Source organism: Albimonas pacifica (assembly GCF_900113695.1).
In the GTDB taxonomy this organism is placed as follows: domain Bacteria; phylum Pseudomonadota; class Alphaproteobacteria; order Rhodobacterales; family Rhodobacteraceae; genus Albimonas; species Albimonas pacifica.
In genome coordinates, this window is record NZ_FOQH01000005.1 from 96,593 (window position 1) to 111,823 (window position 15,231).

A 15,231-nucleotide genomic window follows, 5' to 3' on the forward strand; every position below is an offset into this window, starting at 1 on the left:
GCGCCTCAGGCGGCGGCGAGCGTCCGGAAGGCGGGGGCCGCGTCCCGCGCCCAGGTCTCGAGGGAGCGGGGGGCGCGGCCGGTCAGGGTCTCGACGTCGGGGGCGACGGCGGCGGTCCAGCCCGCGCGCACCGGAGCGAAGATCGAGGCGAGGAACGGCGCGTAGTCGGCGGGCAGGCCGGCGGCGATCAGGCCCTCGACGAAGGGCGCCTCGGGGATGTCGCGGTAGGCGACGGGGCGGCCCAGGGCGCCGGCCAGGATCGCGGCGGCCTCGGCGTAGGTCAGCGCCGCGGGGCCGGTGAGGTTGAAGGCCCGGCCGTCGAAACGGTCCGTGGTCAGCGCCGCGGCCGCGCTTTCGGCGACGTCGCGCACGTCGATGAAGGACGAGGCGCCCTCGCCCGCCGGAACCGCGATCTCGCCCGCCAGCACGCCATGACCCCAGTAGTTCAGGAAGTTGTCGGCGAACCAGTTGGGGCGCAGGATCACGAAGGGCGCGCCCGAGCGTTCCAGCGCCAGCTCGACCTGGCGGTAGGGGATGGTGTCGTCGGCGTCGACCCCGAAGACGCTCTGCATCACCGTCTTCACGCCCCGGGCGGCGGCGAAGTCCACCACCGGCAGGAGCATCTGGGTGACCGCCACGTAGCCGCCGGGCAGCATCAGGTGGAGGCGGTCGACCCCCTCGAAGGCGGGGGCGAAGGTCGCGGGGTCGGCGTGGTCGAAGGCGACGCCCTCGGCCCCCTCGACCGCGCGCCCGTCGCGGGTGGCGGCGCGCACGCGCTCGCCCCTGGCGACGAGGGCGCGGACCAGGGGGCGGCCGACGGCGCCGCCGGCGCCGAGAACGAGGATCTTGCCGGGCATTGGGGACCTCCGAAACGATGTGGTATCCATTGGAAACCTTGTTTCCATGGGTTACATAGACCGCAGTCGGAAAGCGCGTAAGAAGGCACTTTCCGGTGACGTGGTGACCTCGGGGTGACCGGCCCCGGGGCGGGAGGAGGAGGACGCGGATGGAGCGGCCCTGGGACGTCTATGCGCAGGCCTGTCCGACGCGGATGGTGCTCGACCGGCTGGCGGACAAGTGGTCGGTGCTGATCCTGGACCGGCTGAAGCCGGGGCCGGTGCGCTTCAACGGGCTGCGGCGCGACATCGAGGGGATCTCGCAGAAGGTCCTCTCGGCCACGCTGAAGAAGCTGGAGCGCGACGGGCTGGTGGCGCGCGAGGCCTTCCCGACGGTGCCGGTGACGGTGGAATACTCGCTGACCCCGCTGGGATGCACGCTGACCGAGACGGTCTCGGCGCTGGCCCATTGGGCCGAGCGCAACATGGAGGCGGTGATCGAGGCGCAGAAGGCTTATGACGCGGCCCTCGGCGAGGCGCGGCACGGAGGGTGACGGGGCCCGGAGGCGCCCTGCGGGCGGCCTGCGCGCCTGCGGCGCGCGCGGGGGCCGCTTCTGAACTCACCCAAGAACAGGCCCGCGCCTCTTCTCCGCAGCCGTCCGTCGCTGAAGATGCCTGAGCGAGTCGTCCGGAGCGGTCAAGGACGAGCCGCGCGGAGCGCGGTCGCTGCGCGATCCTTGACCGCTCCGGCCGACTCGCTCTGATCGGCATCAGCGACGGACGGCTCCGGAGAACAGGCGCTCCCGGGAGGGCCTGGGGCGGGGCGTGCGGGGGGCGTGGCGCGTTGACCCGCGGGCGCGGCGGTGGCAAAGGTCGCGCGCCGCAGATGGAGCCTTCCATGAACCTCTTCGCCGACATCCGGGCCCTGGTGACCGACAGCCTCGAGGCGCTGGCCGCGCAGGGCGCGCTGCCCCCGGGACTGGATCTCGCCAACGTCGCCGTCGAGCCGCCCCGCGATCCCGCCCATGGCGACATGGCGACCAACGCCGCGATGGTGCTCGCCAAGCCCGCGCGGATGAAGCCGCGCGACATCGCCGAGGCGCTCGCGCCCCTGCTGGAGGCGGACGCGCGCGTCGCCTCCGCCGAGGTGGCGGGGCCCGGGTTCCTCAACCTGCGGCTCTCGCCCGCCGTGTGGCGGGCGGCGGTGGCGACCGCGCTGGCGCAGGGCGCGGACTTCGGCCGCTCGGACATGGGCGGGCGCAGGAAGGTGAACGTCGAGTACGTCTCGGCCAACCCCACCGGCCCGCTGCACGTGGGGCATACCCGCGGCGCGGTCTTCGGCGACGCGCTGGCGAGCCTGCTGGACTTCGCCGGCTGGGACGTGACGCGCGAGTATTACATCAACGACGGCGGCGCGCAGGTCGACGTGCTGGCCCGCTCCGCCTACGAGCGCTACCGCGAGGCGCACGGGCTGGAGCCGGCGATCGCCGACGGGCTCTATCCCGGCGACTATCTCGTGCCCGTGGGCGAGGCGCTGAAGGCGAAGTTCGGCGACGCCCTGCTCGACAAGCCCGAAGCCGAGTGGCTGCGCGAGGTGCGCGACTTCGCCACCGGGATGATGATGGACCTGATCCGCGAGGATCTGGCCGCGCTGGGCGTGAAGATGGACGTCTTCTTCTCGGAGAAGTCGCTCTATTCCGGCGGCCGCATCGAGGGCGCGCTGAAGACGCTCGAGGAAAAGGGCCTGGTCTACGTCGGCGTGCTGGAGCCGCCGAAGGGCAAGACCCCCGAGGACTGGGAGCCGCGGCCCCAGACCCTGTTCCGCTCGACCGACTACGGCGACGACGTGGATCGGCCGCTGAAGAAGTCGGACGGCGGCTGGACCTATTTCGCGCCCGACATCGCCTATCACTACGACAAGGTGGAGCGGGGCTTCGACGAGCTGATCAACGTCTTCGGCGCGGACCACGGCGGCTATGTGAAGCGCCTGAAGGCGGCGACGGCGGCCCTGTCGGGCAACCGGGTGCCGCTGGACATCAAGCTCACCCAGCTCGTGAAGCTCTTCAAGAACGGCGAGCCGTTCAAGATGTCGAAGCGCGCGGGCACCTTCGTGACGCTGCGCGACGTCGTGGACGAGGTGGGTCCCGACGTGACCCGCTTCGTGATGCTGACCCGCAAGAACGACGCGCCGCTGGATTTCGACTTCGCCAAGGCCACCGAGCAGTCGCGCGACAACCCCGTCTGGTACGTGCAGTACGCCTCCGCCCGGGTGAACTCGATCTTCCGCACCGCCGTCGAGGCGGGGCTGGGCCAGGTGGCCGCCGACGAGGCGGCGCTGGCGCCGCTGGATCATCCCGACGAGCTGGAGCTCGCCGCCAAGGTCGCCGAATGGCCCCGGCTGGTGGAGACGGCGGCCAGGCATCACGAGCCGCACCGGGTGGCCTTCTACCTCTACGACCTCGCCTCGGCCTTCCATGCCCACTGGAACAAGGGCAAGGACGAGCCGCGGCTGCGTGTCGTGCAGGAGACGGATCCTGCGGGAACCGCGGCCCGGCTGGCGCTTGTGAAGTCCGTCGCGGTTGTCATCGCCGCCGGTTTGGGTATCTTGGGGGTGACCCCCGCCGAAGAGATGCGCTGAACAAGCGTCCGCGGCGGGGACGAGCAGTCATCGCCGCGCCTCACGGGGAAAACTTCGGGGGCCGGCCTCAGCGCAGGCGGGATTCCGAATGGCCGAAATGGCCGGAGACCCCTACGGGTTCGACGAACGCGGCGGCCGCGGCTGGCGGCGGCAATTCGCAGGCGCGCTCGGCGGCGCCTGCGCCATCGCGCTGGTCTGGGGCCTGGTCAGTTGGGGTCATGGCCTGCTGACCCGCGACTCCGGGCAGATCCCGTTTCTCAGGGCCGAGGACGGCCCGATGAAGATCGTGCCCGAGGATCCGGGCGGCCTGAAGCTCGAGCGCACCGACATGGCCGTCAGCCGCATCGTGGGCGGCGTCGCGGGCTCGGCCGTCGAGCCGGGCCTGGCGCCGCAGGCCGAAGGGCTGGCCGACGAGGACCAGCCGCAGCCCTACCTGACCGCGCCCGATCCGCTGGCGACGCCCTCCGACGGCGCCCAGGACCCGGCCGCCGCCCCCGACGCCGACCCCGACGCGATCGAGCGCGCCGTGGCCCGCGCGCTGCAGGAGCAGCAGATGGGCGACGATCCGACCGCGAGCCAGGTGGAGGACGAGGACGAGAGCTCCTCCCTCTCCGCCGTCGCCGCACCGCCGCCGCCGCTGCGCCCGCGCGCCCCGACCCGCGCCGAGATGGCCGCCGCCGCGGCCGCCGCCGCCGCGGCGATCCCCGCGCCGACGCCGGCCGCGACCTCGCTGGCCACGGGCGACATCGGGGTGCAGCTCGGCGCCTTCAACTCGCAGGCCATCGCGGAATCGCAGTGGCGACGCGCCCAGCGCCGGCACGAGGACCTGCTGAGCGGGCTCGCCCACGCGGTCACCACCGTCGAGTCCGGCGGGCGCACGCTCTACCGTCTGCGCGCCGGGCCGGTGGCCGACCGCGGGCAGGCGCAGGAGCTCTGCGCCGCGCTGAAGTCCCGCGGCGACGCCTGCATCGTGGCCACCATCCGATGAGCGCCCGGGCGATCATCCTGGGCTGCTCCGGGCCCCGCCTCTCGGCCGGCGAGGCCGCCTTCTTCCGCGACGCCGACCCCTGGGGCTTCATCGTCTTCGCCCGCAACGTCGAGAGCCCCGACCAGCTGCGCGCCCTGACCGCCGACCTGCGCGAGGCCGTCGGCCGCGACGCCCCCATCCTGGTGGACCAGGAGGGCGGCCGCGTCGCCCGCCTCAAGCCCCCCCACTGGCGCGAATGGCCGTGGATGGAGCGCATCGTCGAGGGCCTGCCCGAGGCGCTGGCCGACGAGGCGCTGGCCCTCCAGTTCCGCGCCATCGCGGCCGAGCTGCACGACGTCGGCCTCGACGTGAATTGCATGCCCATCGCCGACGTGCGCTTCGAGGAGACCGACGGGATCATCTCGACCCGCGCGCTGGGGCGGTCGGCCGAGACGGTGGCCCGCCGCGGGCGGATCGTGACGGACGCGATGGCGGCCGGCGGCGTGCTGCCGGTCCTGAAGCACCTGCCGGGGCACGGGCGGGCGACCGCGGACAGCCACCTGGCGCTGCCGGTGGTCGACGCCTCGTTGGAGGAGCTGCGCGCCCACGACTTCGCGGCCTTCCGGCCGCTCGCGGACCTCGCGATGGGGATGACGGCGCATATCGTCTACTCCGCCATCGACCCTGACGCCCCCGCCACCCAGTCCCCCGCCGGCATCCGCGCGATCCGCGAGGAGCTGGGCTTCGACGGCCTGCTGATGACCGACGACCTGTCGATGAACGCGCTGGCGGGCGGCATGGCGGAACGGGCCGAGCGCTCGATCGCCGCGGGCTGCGACCTGATCCTGCACTGCAACGGCGACATGGCCGAGATGGAGGGCGCGCTGAGCGCCACCCCGCGCCTCGAGGGCCGGGCGCTGGCCCGCGCCGAGCGGGCGCTCGCCGCCCGCCGGGCGCCGGAGGCGTTCGACGCCCGGGCCGCCGACTCCCGCTACGCCGAGATCGTCGGCCTGCTGGAGAGCGCCCATGCCTGAGCGCGCCGCCTGGGACCAGCTGTTCCGCGACGTCCCCGACGGGCGCACCGGGGCGCTGACCGGCGACGACAAGACCGCGGCCGAGGCGCTGGTCGTCGACGTCGAGGGCTTCGAGGGCCCGCTCGACATCCTCCTGACGCTCGCGCGCAGCCAGAAGGTGGACCTGCGCCACGTCTCGATCCTGCAGCTCGCCGAGCAATACCTCGCCTTCGTCGAGGAGGCCAAGCGTCTGCGCATCGAGCTGGCCGCCGACTACCTGGTCATGGCCGCCTGGCTCGCCTACCTCAAATCCCGGCTGCTGCTGCCCCCCGAGCCGACCGAGGAGGGCCCCTCGGCCGAGGAACTGGCCGCCCGCCTCGCTTGGCGGCTGGAGCGGCTGGAGGCGATGCGCGAGGCCGGCGCCCGGCTGATGGGCCGCGACCAGCTCGAGCGCGACCGCTTCGCCCGCGGCGCGCCGGATACCCAGACGCTGCGCCGCACGGTGATCTACGACGCGAGCCTGATCGACCTGCTGCGCGCCTATTCGCGCATCAAGACCCGCGACGACTACCGCCCCCTGCACATGAACCGCGCGCCGGTGATGACGCCCGAGGAGGCCATCGAGCGCCTGCGCGGCCTGATCGGCGACGTGCTCGACTGGCGCACGCTGTCGAGCTTCCTGCCCGCCTCCTGGCGCGAGGATCCCAAGCGTCGCCGCTCGGCCACCGCCGCCACCTTCGTGGCGATGCTGGAGCTGGTGCGCCGCGGCGAGGCGGAGCTGCGCCAGCAGGAGGTGTTCGGCGAGATCACCCTGAGGCGTCGCGCCGCCGATGCCCGATGAACCCGAAGACGACGCCGCCGCGCCGCTGTTCCCCTCGCCCCCCATCGAGGAGCAGGAGCGGATGGTCGAGGCGGTGCTCTTCGCCTCGCGCGAGCCGCTGACGCCCGCCGAGATCGCCGCCCGCCTCCCCCAGGGATGCGACGCCGCCCAGGCGCTGGAGCGGGTGCGCCGGCGCTACGAGGGGCGGGGCGTCACGCTGGAGCAGGCCGGCAATTCCTGGGCCTTCCGCACCGCTGCGGATCTCGGCTGGCTGCTGGCGCGCGAGGTGGTCGAGACGCGGCCCCTGTCGCGGGCGGCCATCGAGACGCTGGCGATCATCGCCTACCACCAGCCCGTCACCCGCGCCGAGATCGAGGACATCCGCGGCGTCGCGGTCTCCAAGGGCACGCTGGACCTGCTGATCGAGCGCAACTGGGTCCGTCTCGGCCGCCGCCGGATGACCCCGGGCCGCCCCTCGACCTACGTGGTGACGGAGGGCTTCCTCGACCACTTCGGCCTCGAGAGCGCCCGCGACCTGCCGGGCCTGAAGGAGCTGCGCGACGCGGGCCTTCTGGACAACGTCCCCCCCGGCGAGGCGGAGCCCGACCCCGACGACCCCAACCAGCCCCGCATGTTCGAGGATCCCGACGACTGATCCCGGGGCGGGCCGGGCCTGTCTTGGGGCCTCGCGCAGGGACGGCATCCGCCGCGCGGCGCACGTGACGGGCGGCGGGCAGAGGCCCCGGGTCAAGCCCGGGGCGCCTGTGGGGCGGGCGGAACGCGTAGGGCGCATTTCAATGCGTCTGTCCAGCGCCGCCCCCACGCCGCCCCCCCCGCCCTACGACGGCGCATTGAAATGCGCCCTACGTGCCCGCGAGGTCGGTCAGGATCGGGCAGTCCGGCCGGTCGTCGCCGTGGCAGCGATGCACGAGCGTGGTCAGCGTCTCCCGCATCGCCTGCAGCTCGGCGACCTTGCGGTCGATCTCGACCAGATGCGCCTCCGCCACCCGCTTCACGTCGGCCGAGGCGCGCTCGCGGTCCTCGTAGAGCGCGAGCAGGGTCCGGCACTCCTCGATGGAGAAGCCCAGCGAGCGGGAGCGGGCCAGGAACGCCAGCTTGTGCGCGTCCCGGTCCGAGAAATCCCGGTAGCCGTTCTCGCCGCGGGCCGGGCGCACCAGCCCGATGTCCTCGTAGTAGCGGATGGTCTTGGCGGGCAGGCCCGAGCGGGCCGAGACGTCGGAGATGTTCATCGTGCAGCCTCCTGGGCGCCGGGGCGCCAGCGGGTGAGCAGCAGGGAGTTGCCGACCACGCTGACCGAGCTGAGCGCCATCGCGGCGCCGGCGACCGCGGGGTCCAGCAGGCCCGCCGCCGCCACGGGAATGCAGAGCGTGTTCCAGGCGAAGGCCCAGAACAGGTTCTGGCGGATCTTCGAGGACGTGGCCGCCGCGATGTCGAGCGCCGAGGCCACCAGCGTCGGGCGCGGGCGCACCAGCGCCACCCCCGCCACCTCCATCGCCGCGTCCGCGCCGCCGCCCATGGCGATGCCGAGATCGGCCGCGGCCAGCGCCGGCGCGTCGTTGATCCCGTCGCCGACCATGGCGACGCGCCGGCCCCGCGCGACCAGGGCCTGCACGACCTCGGCCTTGCCCTCGGGGCGCACGCCCGCCACGACGTCCTCGATCCCCAGCCGCTCGGCCACCGCGCGGGCGGCGGGCTCTGCATCGCCCGTCAGCAGCGAGACGGCGACCCCGCGCCGGCGCAGGGAGGCGACCGCCTCGGCCGCATCCTCGCGCGGGGCGTCGGACAGGGCGATCAGCCCCAGCGCCTCGCCCTCGCGCGCCACCCAGACCACGGTGCGCCCGGCGCCGGCCATCTCGGCGGCCTGCGCCTGCAGCTCCGCGCCGGCCCCGGGGGCGGCGTAGTCCTGCCGGCCGATGCGCACCGGGACGGCGTCGATGCGCGCCTCGACGCCGGCGCCGACGGCGGCGCGGAAGCCCTCGGGCTCGCGCAGGGGCAGGCCCTCCGCCGCCGCGACCATGGCCCGGCCCAGCGGATGCTCGGACCCGCGCTGCACGGAGGCCGCCAACGCCAGCAGCTCCTCGCGCGAGAGACCGGCGAGCGGACGGACCTCGGCGACCTCGGGTTTGCCGAGGGTCAGGGTGCCGGTCTTGTCGAAGATCACCGCGTCGATGCGCGCCGCCCGCTCCAGCGAGGCGATGTCCTTGATCAGCACGCCGGCCTTCGCCGCAGCCCCGGTGCCCGCGACCAGCGCCGTGGGCGTGGCCAGCCCCAGCGCGCAGGGGCAGGCGATGACCAGCACCGAGATCGCGGCCGAGACGGCGGCGTCCAGCGACGCCCCCGCCACGAGCCAGCCCATCAGCGTCAGCGCCGCGATCGCCAGCACAACCGGCACGAAGACCGAGGCGATGCGGTCCACCAGCCGCTGCACCGGCGCCTTGCCGGTCTGGGCCCGGGCGACCATCTCGGCGATCTTCGCGAGCGTGGTGTCCCGCCCCACCCGGTCGGCGCGCAGGCGCACCTGGCCGGTTCCGTTCACCGCGCCGGCGGGGACCGGGTCGCCCGTCAGGCGGGGGACGGGCAGGGGCTCGCCCGTCACCAGGCTCTCGTCGAACTCGCTCTCGCCGCGCACGACGGTTCCGTCCACGGGGGCGCGCTCGCCCGGGCGCAGGATCACCATGTCGCCGACCGAGACCTCGGCCACCGGCACCTCGATCTCCTCGCCTGCCCGCAGCACCCGGGCGCTGTCGGGGCGCAGGGCCATCAGCTGGCGAAGGGCGGCCGAGGCGGCGCGCTTGGCCCGCGATTCCAGCGCCTTGCCGGCGAGGACCAGGGTGATGATCACCGCCGCCGCCTCGTAGTAGAGATGCGGCGCGTGGCCGGCATGGGCGGTCGCGAGCATCCAGGTCGAGAAGCCCCAGGCCGCCAGCGTGCCCATCGAGACCAGCGTGTCCATGTTCGCCGTGCGCGCGCGCAGCGCGGCCAGCGCCCCGCGGTGGAAGCGGCGGCCGAACCAGGCGACGACCGGGGTCGCCAGGACCAGCTCCGTCCAGCCGGGCATCCGCCAGGACGGCTCGAAGGTCATGGCGATCATCTGGGCCAGCAGCGGCGCGGTCAGCAGGGCCGCGAGCGGCAGGTCCCAGCGCTCGGCCCCCGCGCGCGGCTCCTGCGCGGCGAGCGCGCCGGCGTCGGCGAGCGTCGCCTCGTAGCCCGCGGCCTTCACGGCGGCGATCAGCTCCCCGTCCTCGGCCGCCCCGCGCAGGCGGCGGACCTCGGCCCGGTCGAGGGCGAGGTTCACCTCCGCCGCGACCACGCCGGGAACCCCCTCCAGCGCCCGCTGGATGCGCCTGGCGCAGCCCGCGCAGGTCATGCCCCGCAGGGCGAGGGCCGCGGTCTCCTCCCGCGCGGCGAAGCCGGCCCCGCGCAGGGCGGCGGCGAGCTCGGCGGCCGAGGCGCCCGCAAGCGCCACGTCGGCCCGCTCCAGCGCCAGGTTCACCTGGGCCGAGGCGACGCCGGGAAGGGCGGCGAGCGCGCGCTCCACCCGCCCCGCGCAGCCCGCGCAGGTCATCCCCGCCACCGAGATCGACAGGCCCGGCGGGGCCGAGGGCGACTCGGTCGGGAGGTCAAGTTCCTGGAATGCAGCGTCTTTCATGGTCCGGCTCCTTGGCTCGGCGCCGGATATAAGGTTTCCAGTCGCTGGAAGGTCAAGGGGATCTTCGCACGCCGCCCTCAAACGTCGCCCCGGGCGACCCACAGGCCCTCGGCGCCCACGGCCCGCCCCACCCCCCGCGCGCCGCAGGCGCGCGCGACCCGGGCCCCGGCCCGGGGCGCCCGGCGGGCGGCTGGCCGCCTGCAAGCCACTGGAGGTAAAGCGCCACGCCCGCCGCCCGCCCGCCCCGGGCGCCCGGCCGGGCCGCGCCGCGGGCCGGACGCCGGCCGCGGGCGCGACCGCCGACGCGGCGCTCCGGGCTCAGTCGTGGGGCGCCAGCCGGTCGAGGATCGCGCGGTGCAGCCCGGGGGCGGAGGCGATCAGGCCGGAGAGCCGCGGTTCCGGCCGGTTGTAGCGCGGCGTCTCGCCCCGCGCGTCCGAGACGGCGGCGCCGGCCTCGCGCAGGATCAGGTCGCCGGCGGCGGCGTCCCATTCCCAGACCCCGCCCACCGAGATCGAGCAGTCGAACCGCCCCTGCGCCACCAGGCACAGCCGGTAGCACAGCGAGGCGCGGAAGTGCCGCGTCACCGGCGGCGGCGCGCCCTTCCAGCGCTCGGGCCGCATTCCGGCGGCCGATACCAGCGCGTCGGCGCCGGTCAGCTCGGTGCGGGCGGAGGGCGCCAGCGCCGCCCCGTCCAACGTCGCGCCGCCGCCGAGGCTGGCGGCGTACATGGCGCCGCGGGCGGGCAGGAACATCACCCCCGCCCGGACCACGCCGCCCTGGGCGACGGCGAGCGCGTGGCCCCAGGTCTCCTCGCCCTTGAGGAAGGCGCGGGTGCCGTCGATCGGATCGCAGATGAACACCCGCTCGGCCGAGAGGCGGGCCTCGCGCCGCGCGCCCTCGTCCTCGGTCTCCTCCGACAGCCACCCGTAGCCGGGCCGCGCCGCGCCGAGCTCGGCGCGCAGCATCCGGTCGACCTCGAGGTCGGCCTCCGAGACCGGGCCCTGGCCGCCGCCCTTCTCCCAGGACTCGGGGTCCTCGCGGAAGTGGCGGAGCGCGATGACGCCGGCGGCCCGCGCCGCCTCGGTCAGCAGCGCGAGATCCTCGGCGTCGCGGGGGTCGAGGGCAGGGGGATCGAGATCAGCCGCCGGCAACCGTCAGGCCCTCGACCAGCAGGGAGGGGACCACGGCCGATTTCGTCTCGTCGCCGTCGTTGGCGGCGGTCAGGCCCGCCAGCATCCGCTTGAGGTTGCCCGCGACCGTGATCTCGTTGACCGGGTAGGCGAGCGCGCCGTTCTCGATCCAGAAGCCCGAGGCGCCGCGGGAATAGTCGCCGGTGGTGGCGTTGATCGAGGCGCCGATCATCGAGGTGACCAGCAGCCCCGTGCCGACCTGCGCCAGCATCTCCTCGAGGCTCAGGGCCCCCGGCGTCAGCCGGACGTTCGAGGTTCCCGGCGAGGGCGTCGACGAGGCGCCGCGCATGGCGTTGCCCGTCGACTCCATGCCCAGCTGGCGGCCGGAGGCGAGGTCCAGGACCCAGCTCGTCAGCACCCCGTCCCTGACGAAGGCGCGCTCGCTCACCGGCAGCCCTTCGGCGTCGAAGGGGCGGGAGGCGGCGGCGCCCGGGCGCAGCGGCTCCTCGACCAGGTCCATGCCGGCGGGCAGCACCCGCTCCCCCAGCAGGTCCGCGGCCCAGGAGCCGCCGCGGGCGACCGAGGCGCCGTTGGCCGCGCCCAGCAGGTGGCCCATGAGGCTCGAGGCGATGCGGCGGTCGTAGATCACCGGCCAGGCCCCGGTGGGGGCGCGGCGGGGGTTCAGGCGGGCGACGGCCCGCTCGCCCGCCTCGCGCCCGATCTCCTCGGCCGAGGGCAGGGACGCCCAGCGCCGCCGGCTCTCGGCGCGGTGGTCGCGCTCCATCCCCAGGCCCTCGCCAGCGATGGCCGAGACGTAGAGCGACGAGGTGGTGCGCGCGTAGCCCCCGGAGAAGCCGTTGGAGGCCGCGAGGTGGATGCGCCGGCGCGACCAGGCGGCGCCGGCGCCCTCGGCCTGGGTCACGCCCTTCACGGCCAGCGCCGCGGCCTCGGCCGCGCGGGCCGCGTCCTCGAGCGCCGCGGGATCGGGCGGCCCGGCGGGGTCGAGCATGTCGAGCGCGGCCACGTCCCAGGAGGCGGCGAGCTGCCCGGGGTCGGCGAGGCCGCACCAGGGATCCTCGGGCGCCACGCGGGCCATGGCCACGGCGCGCTCGGCCAGCGCGGCGATCGTCGCCGGGCGGGCGTCGGAGGCCGAGACGGTGGCCTGCCTGCGCCCGATCAGCACGCGCAGGCCCACGTCGACGCCCTCGGCCCTCTCGGCCTGCTCGAGGCGCGCGCCCCGCACGTCGGCCGAGAGGCTCTCGCCCGAGATCGCGATGGCGTCGGCGCTCTGCGCGCCGGCGGATTTCGCCGCCGCCAGCAGCGCCTCGCAGATCGCCTCGCCCGCGGGGGCGGTCATGTCGCCGTCCATCATGCCTCCATTCCGGTTCCAAGACCCATCAGGCCATGGGAGATGGCCCCGAGGGCCGCCAGCAGCAACGCCAGCAGGGTCAGCAGCGCGCCCGCGCCGCGGCTCCAGCGGGCGGCGTCGGCCTGTGTGAAGTGCCAGGCGTGCAGCACCCGGCCCACGGTCAGCATCGCCCCCAGCGCATGGATCGCGAGGCTCGGCGCCCCCAGCAGGGCGGCGAGCGCGATCAGCAGCAGGGTCAGGGGCACGAACTCGACGAAATTCGCCTGGCCGCGCATCGCGCGGATCACGCGCGGGTCGCCCCCGTCGCCCATCCAGACCTTCCGCTCGCGCCGCACCTTCACGACGTTGAAGGCGAGCCAGAACAGCACCAGGCCGTTCAGCCCCCCGTAGAGGGCGACGGCGGAGAGGGCGGGCAGGGGCATCGGACGCTCCGGGAGAGGGGGGCGGGCGAAGGGCCGCCGCGCCTCCGCAACGTATAGGGTGAGGCGCGGGCGTCAATCGGTGCAGGGCCGGGAGGGGGGCGCGACGCGCCCGCCCCGGCCGCGCGCCCAGGGCCCGACCCGGGGCCTTCGGCGGCCGGGCGGCCCGGGGCGATCCGCCTGGCGAGAGAACGACGGCGCCGCTGGCGGTCGTCGCCCCCGGACGCCGCGCCGGCCGGCCCTTGGCCGACGTCGGGACAGGTCTCGGTCAGGCCCGGGGCGCGCCTTGGGGGCGCGCGCGCGAGGCGGCGCCGGTCAGAGCGACTTGTAGAGCGGCAGCCAGCCCAGGAAGTCGTCCGTCGGCCCCGGCGAGCCGTATTCGGCCGCCATCCACCCGTCCCAGCCGAGGTCGCGGAGCATGGGCAGCACCCGCTCCAGCGCCAGCTCGCCGGTGTCGGGGGGGCTGCGGCGGGGGGCGCCGGCGAACTGGACGTGGCGGATGAGGGGCAGGTGACGCTCGAAGCGGCGCAGCACGTCCCCCTCCTGCACCTGCACGTGGTAGAGGTCGAACATCAGGCCCAGCTCGGGGCGTCCGACGCTCTCGATGATCGCGGCGGCCTGGGCGAGGGTCGAGAGGAAATAGCCGGGCTGGTCGCGGTCGTTCAGCGGCTCCAGCACCAGGGTCAGCTTCGCCTCCGCCGCCCGCTCGCAGGCCCAGCGCAGGGTCTCGCGGAAGGTCGCGCCCGCGGCCTCGCCCGAGGCGCGGCCGGACATCACGTGGATGTGGCGCGCGCCCAGCGCCTGCGCCCAGTCGATGGCCCGCAGGATGCCCTCGCGGGCCTCCGCCTCGCGGCCCGGGACGGCGGCCATGCCGGGTTCTCCCGTGGCGCTGGGGGGCACGTTGACGCCGAGCATGGGGATGCCGGCGTCGGCCAGCGCCTGCACGGCGGCGGCGCGGTCGTGGGCGTAGGGATACTGGGTCTCGACCGCCTCGAAGCCGGCGGCGGCGGCGGCGCGGATGGCCTGGTCGAGGGGCAGGTCCTTCCACAGGTGCCCGAGATTGGCGGCGATCTTCACGGGCGGACCTCCTTGCCGGCGGCCCAGACCTGGCGCACGGCGCGGTCGTCGCCGAGCATGATCAGGGCGAACAGCGCCTCCCACACGTCCCGCGCGCGCCCGGTGCGCTGCGCCAGAACCGGGGTGGCGGCGAGGTCGAGGGCCACCAGGTCCGCCTCCATCCCCACCGCCAGCGTGCCCACCTTGTCGGCGATGCGCATCACCTGGGCGGAGCCGGCGGTCCCCAGCCAGAACAGCTGGGCGGGGTGCAGGGGGTGGCCGCGCAGCTGGCCGACCTCGTAGGCCGCGCGCATGGTGGCGAGCATCGAGAAGCTGGACCCGCCGCCGACGTCGGTCGCCAATCCGACGGGCACGCCCGCCGCCTTCAGCCCGGCGACGTCGCAGAGCCCCGAGCCGATGAAGGTGTTCGAGGTCGGGCAATGCGCGACGCCCGAGCCGGTGGCCAGGATCGCGGCCCTCTCGCGGTCGGTCAGGTGGATCGCGTGGCCCATCATGGCGCCCGGCCCCGCAAGGCCGAAGCGCTCGTAGACCGCGAAATAGTCGGCGTCGTCGGGGTAGAGCCCGCGCACCCAGGCGATCTCCTCGGGCTGCTCGCTCAGGTGGGTCTGCATCAGGCAGTCGGGGTGCTCGGCCCACAGCGCGCCGGCGGCTTCGAGCTGCTCGGGGCTGGAGGTGGGGGCGAAGCGGGGGGTGACGGCGTAGGTCAGGCGGCCGCGGCCGTGCCAGCGCTCGATCAGGGCCTTCGACTGGTCGTAGCCGGTCCGGGGGGTGTCGCGCAGGCCGTCGGGGGCGTTGCGGTCCATCATCACCTTGCCGGCGGCGAGCCGCAGGCCGCGGGCCTCGGCGGCGGCGAAGATCGCCTCGGCGCTCTCGGGGTGGACGGTGGCGAAGGCGCAGGGGGTGGTGGTGCCGTTGCTCAGCGTCAGGTCGAGGTAGAGCTCGGCCTGCGCGCGCGCATAGGCGGGGTCGGCGAAGCGCAACTCCTCGGGGAAGGTGTAGCCGTTCAGCCAGTCGATCAGCCGACGGCCCCAGGAGGCGATCATGCCGGTCTGGGGATAGTGCGCGTGGCAGTCGACGAAGCCGGCGGAGATCAGGGCGTCGCCCATGTCCACGATGCGGGCGTCGGGATGGGCGGCGCGCAGGTCGTCGGCCGTCCCGAGGGCGGCGACGATGCCGTCCTCGACCAGCACGCCGCCGCGGGAGGCGTGGCGCGCGCTCTCCTCCGGCGGGACCGCGAACGGGTCCGCCTCGAAGGCGAGGGTCTGGCCGAGGATCAGGAGGGTCATGGGCG

14 protein-coding genes are annotated in these 15,231 nt (G+C 75.0%); 6 read left to right on the forward strand and 8 right to left on the reverse strand.

Going from position 1 to position 15,231, the window contains the following annotated elements:
* Positions 1-5: 5 nt before the first annotated feature.
* Positions 6-857: an NmrA family NAD(P)-binding protein gene (locus BM064_RS11530; RefSeq protein WP_092859939.1), complete on the reverse strand. Its 852-nt coding sequence runs from the start codon at positions 855-857 to the stop codon at positions 6-8.
* A gap of 149 nt (positions 858-1,006) precedes the next feature.
* On the opposite strand from BM064_RS11530, the gene BM064_RS11535 reads away from it, so the two are divergent.
* From BM064_RS11535 to scpB, 6 genes are all read left to right on the forward strand, one after another.
* Entirely contained in the window at positions 1,007-1,390 is a 384-nt protein-coding gene (locus tag BM064_RS11535) for a winged helix-turn-helix transcriptional regulator (protein ID WP_092859940.1), read from the forward strand.
* Between the two features lie 344 nt (positions 1,391-1,734).
* Positions 1,735-3,474, forward strand: a complete 1,740-nt coding sequence (argS, locus tag BM064_RS11540; RefSeq protein WP_092859941.1) for an arginine--tRNA ligase — start codon at positions 1,735-1,737, stop codon at positions 3,472-3,474.
* A 97-nt stretch (positions 3,475-3,571) separates the two neighbouring features.
* Positions 3,572-4,462, forward strand: coding sequence for an SPOR domain-containing protein (locus BM064_RS11545; RefSeq protein ID WP_218161020.1), 891 nt, complete (start codon positions 3,572-3,574; stop codon positions 4,460-4,462).
* Positions 4,459-5,475: a beta-N-acetylhexosaminidase gene (nagZ, locus tag BM064_RS11550; protein WP_092859943.1), complete on the forward strand. Its 1,017-nt coding sequence runs from the start codon at positions 4,459-4,461 to the stop codon at positions 5,473-5,475. The genes BM064_RS11545 and nagZ overlap by 4 nt, the downstream gene beginning before the upstream one ends.
* On the forward strand, positions 5,468-6,295 hold the full coding sequence (locus BM064_RS11555; RefSeq protein ID WP_092859944.1) for a segregation and condensation protein A: 828 nt from the start codon (positions 5,468-5,470) through the stop codon (positions 6,293-6,295). Before nagZ ends, BM064_RS11555 begins: the two co-directional genes overlap by 8 nt.
* Positions 6,285-6,929 carry an SMC-Scp complex subunit ScpB gene (scpB, locus tag BM064_RS11560; RefSeq protein ID WP_092859945.1) on the forward strand — a complete coding sequence of 215 codons (645 nt, stop codon included), beginning with the start codon at positions 6,285-6,287 and terminating at the stop codon, positions 6,927-6,929. Before BM064_RS11555 ends, scpB begins: the two co-directional genes overlap by 11 nt.
* A 208-nt stretch (positions 6,930-7,137) precedes the next feature.
* Here scpB and cueR read toward each other — a convergent pair whose 3' ends face one another.
* From cueR to guaD, 7 genes are all read right to left on the reverse strand, one after another.
* On the reverse strand, positions 7,138-7,524 hold the full coding sequence (gene cueR / locus BM064_RS11565; RefSeq protein WP_092859946.1) for a Cu(I)-responsive transcriptional regulator: 387 nt from the start codon (positions 7,522-7,524) through the stop codon (positions 7,138-7,140).
* Complete coding sequence (locus BM064_RS11570) at positions 7,521-9,944, reverse strand: heavy metal translocating P-type ATPase (protein ID WP_218161021.1); 2,424 nt, start codon at positions 9,942-9,944, stop codon at positions 7,521-7,523. The genes cueR and BM064_RS11570 overlap by 4 nt, the downstream gene beginning before the upstream one ends.
* Positions 9,945-10,262: 318 nt before the next feature.
* Positions 10,263-11,096 (reverse strand): inositol monophosphatase family protein, encoded by an 834-nt coding sequence (locus BM064_RS11575; RefSeq protein WP_092859947.1) that lies wholly within the window; start codon positions 11,094-11,096, stop codon positions 10,263-10,265.
* Positions 11,083-12,444 (reverse strand): TldD/PmbA family protein, encoded by a 1,362-nt coding sequence (locus tag BM064_RS11580; protein WP_425426168.1) that lies wholly within the window; start codon positions 12,442-12,444, stop codon positions 11,083-11,085. The genes BM064_RS11575 and BM064_RS11580 overlap by 14 nt, the downstream gene beginning before the upstream one ends.
* Positions 12,444-12,866: an MAPEG family protein gene (locus BM064_RS11585; protein ID WP_092859948.1), complete on the reverse strand. Its 423-nt coding sequence runs from the start codon at positions 12,864-12,866 to the stop codon at positions 12,444-12,446. The genes BM064_RS11580 and BM064_RS11585 overlap by 1 nt, the downstream gene beginning before the upstream one ends.
* A 312-nt stretch (positions 12,867-13,178) precedes the next feature.
* Positions 13,179-13,940: a hydroxypyruvate isomerase family protein gene (locus BM064_RS11590; protein WP_092859949.1), complete on the reverse strand. Its 762-nt coding sequence runs from the start codon at positions 13,938-13,940 to the stop codon at positions 13,179-13,181.
* Complete coding sequence (gene guaD, locus BM064_RS11595; protein WP_092859950.1) at positions 13,937-15,226, reverse strand: guanine deaminase; 1,290 nt, start codon at positions 15,224-15,226, stop codon at positions 13,937-13,939. The genes BM064_RS11590 and guaD overlap by 4 nt, the downstream gene beginning before the upstream one ends.
* Between the last annotated feature and the right edge of the window lie 5 nt (positions 15,227-15,231).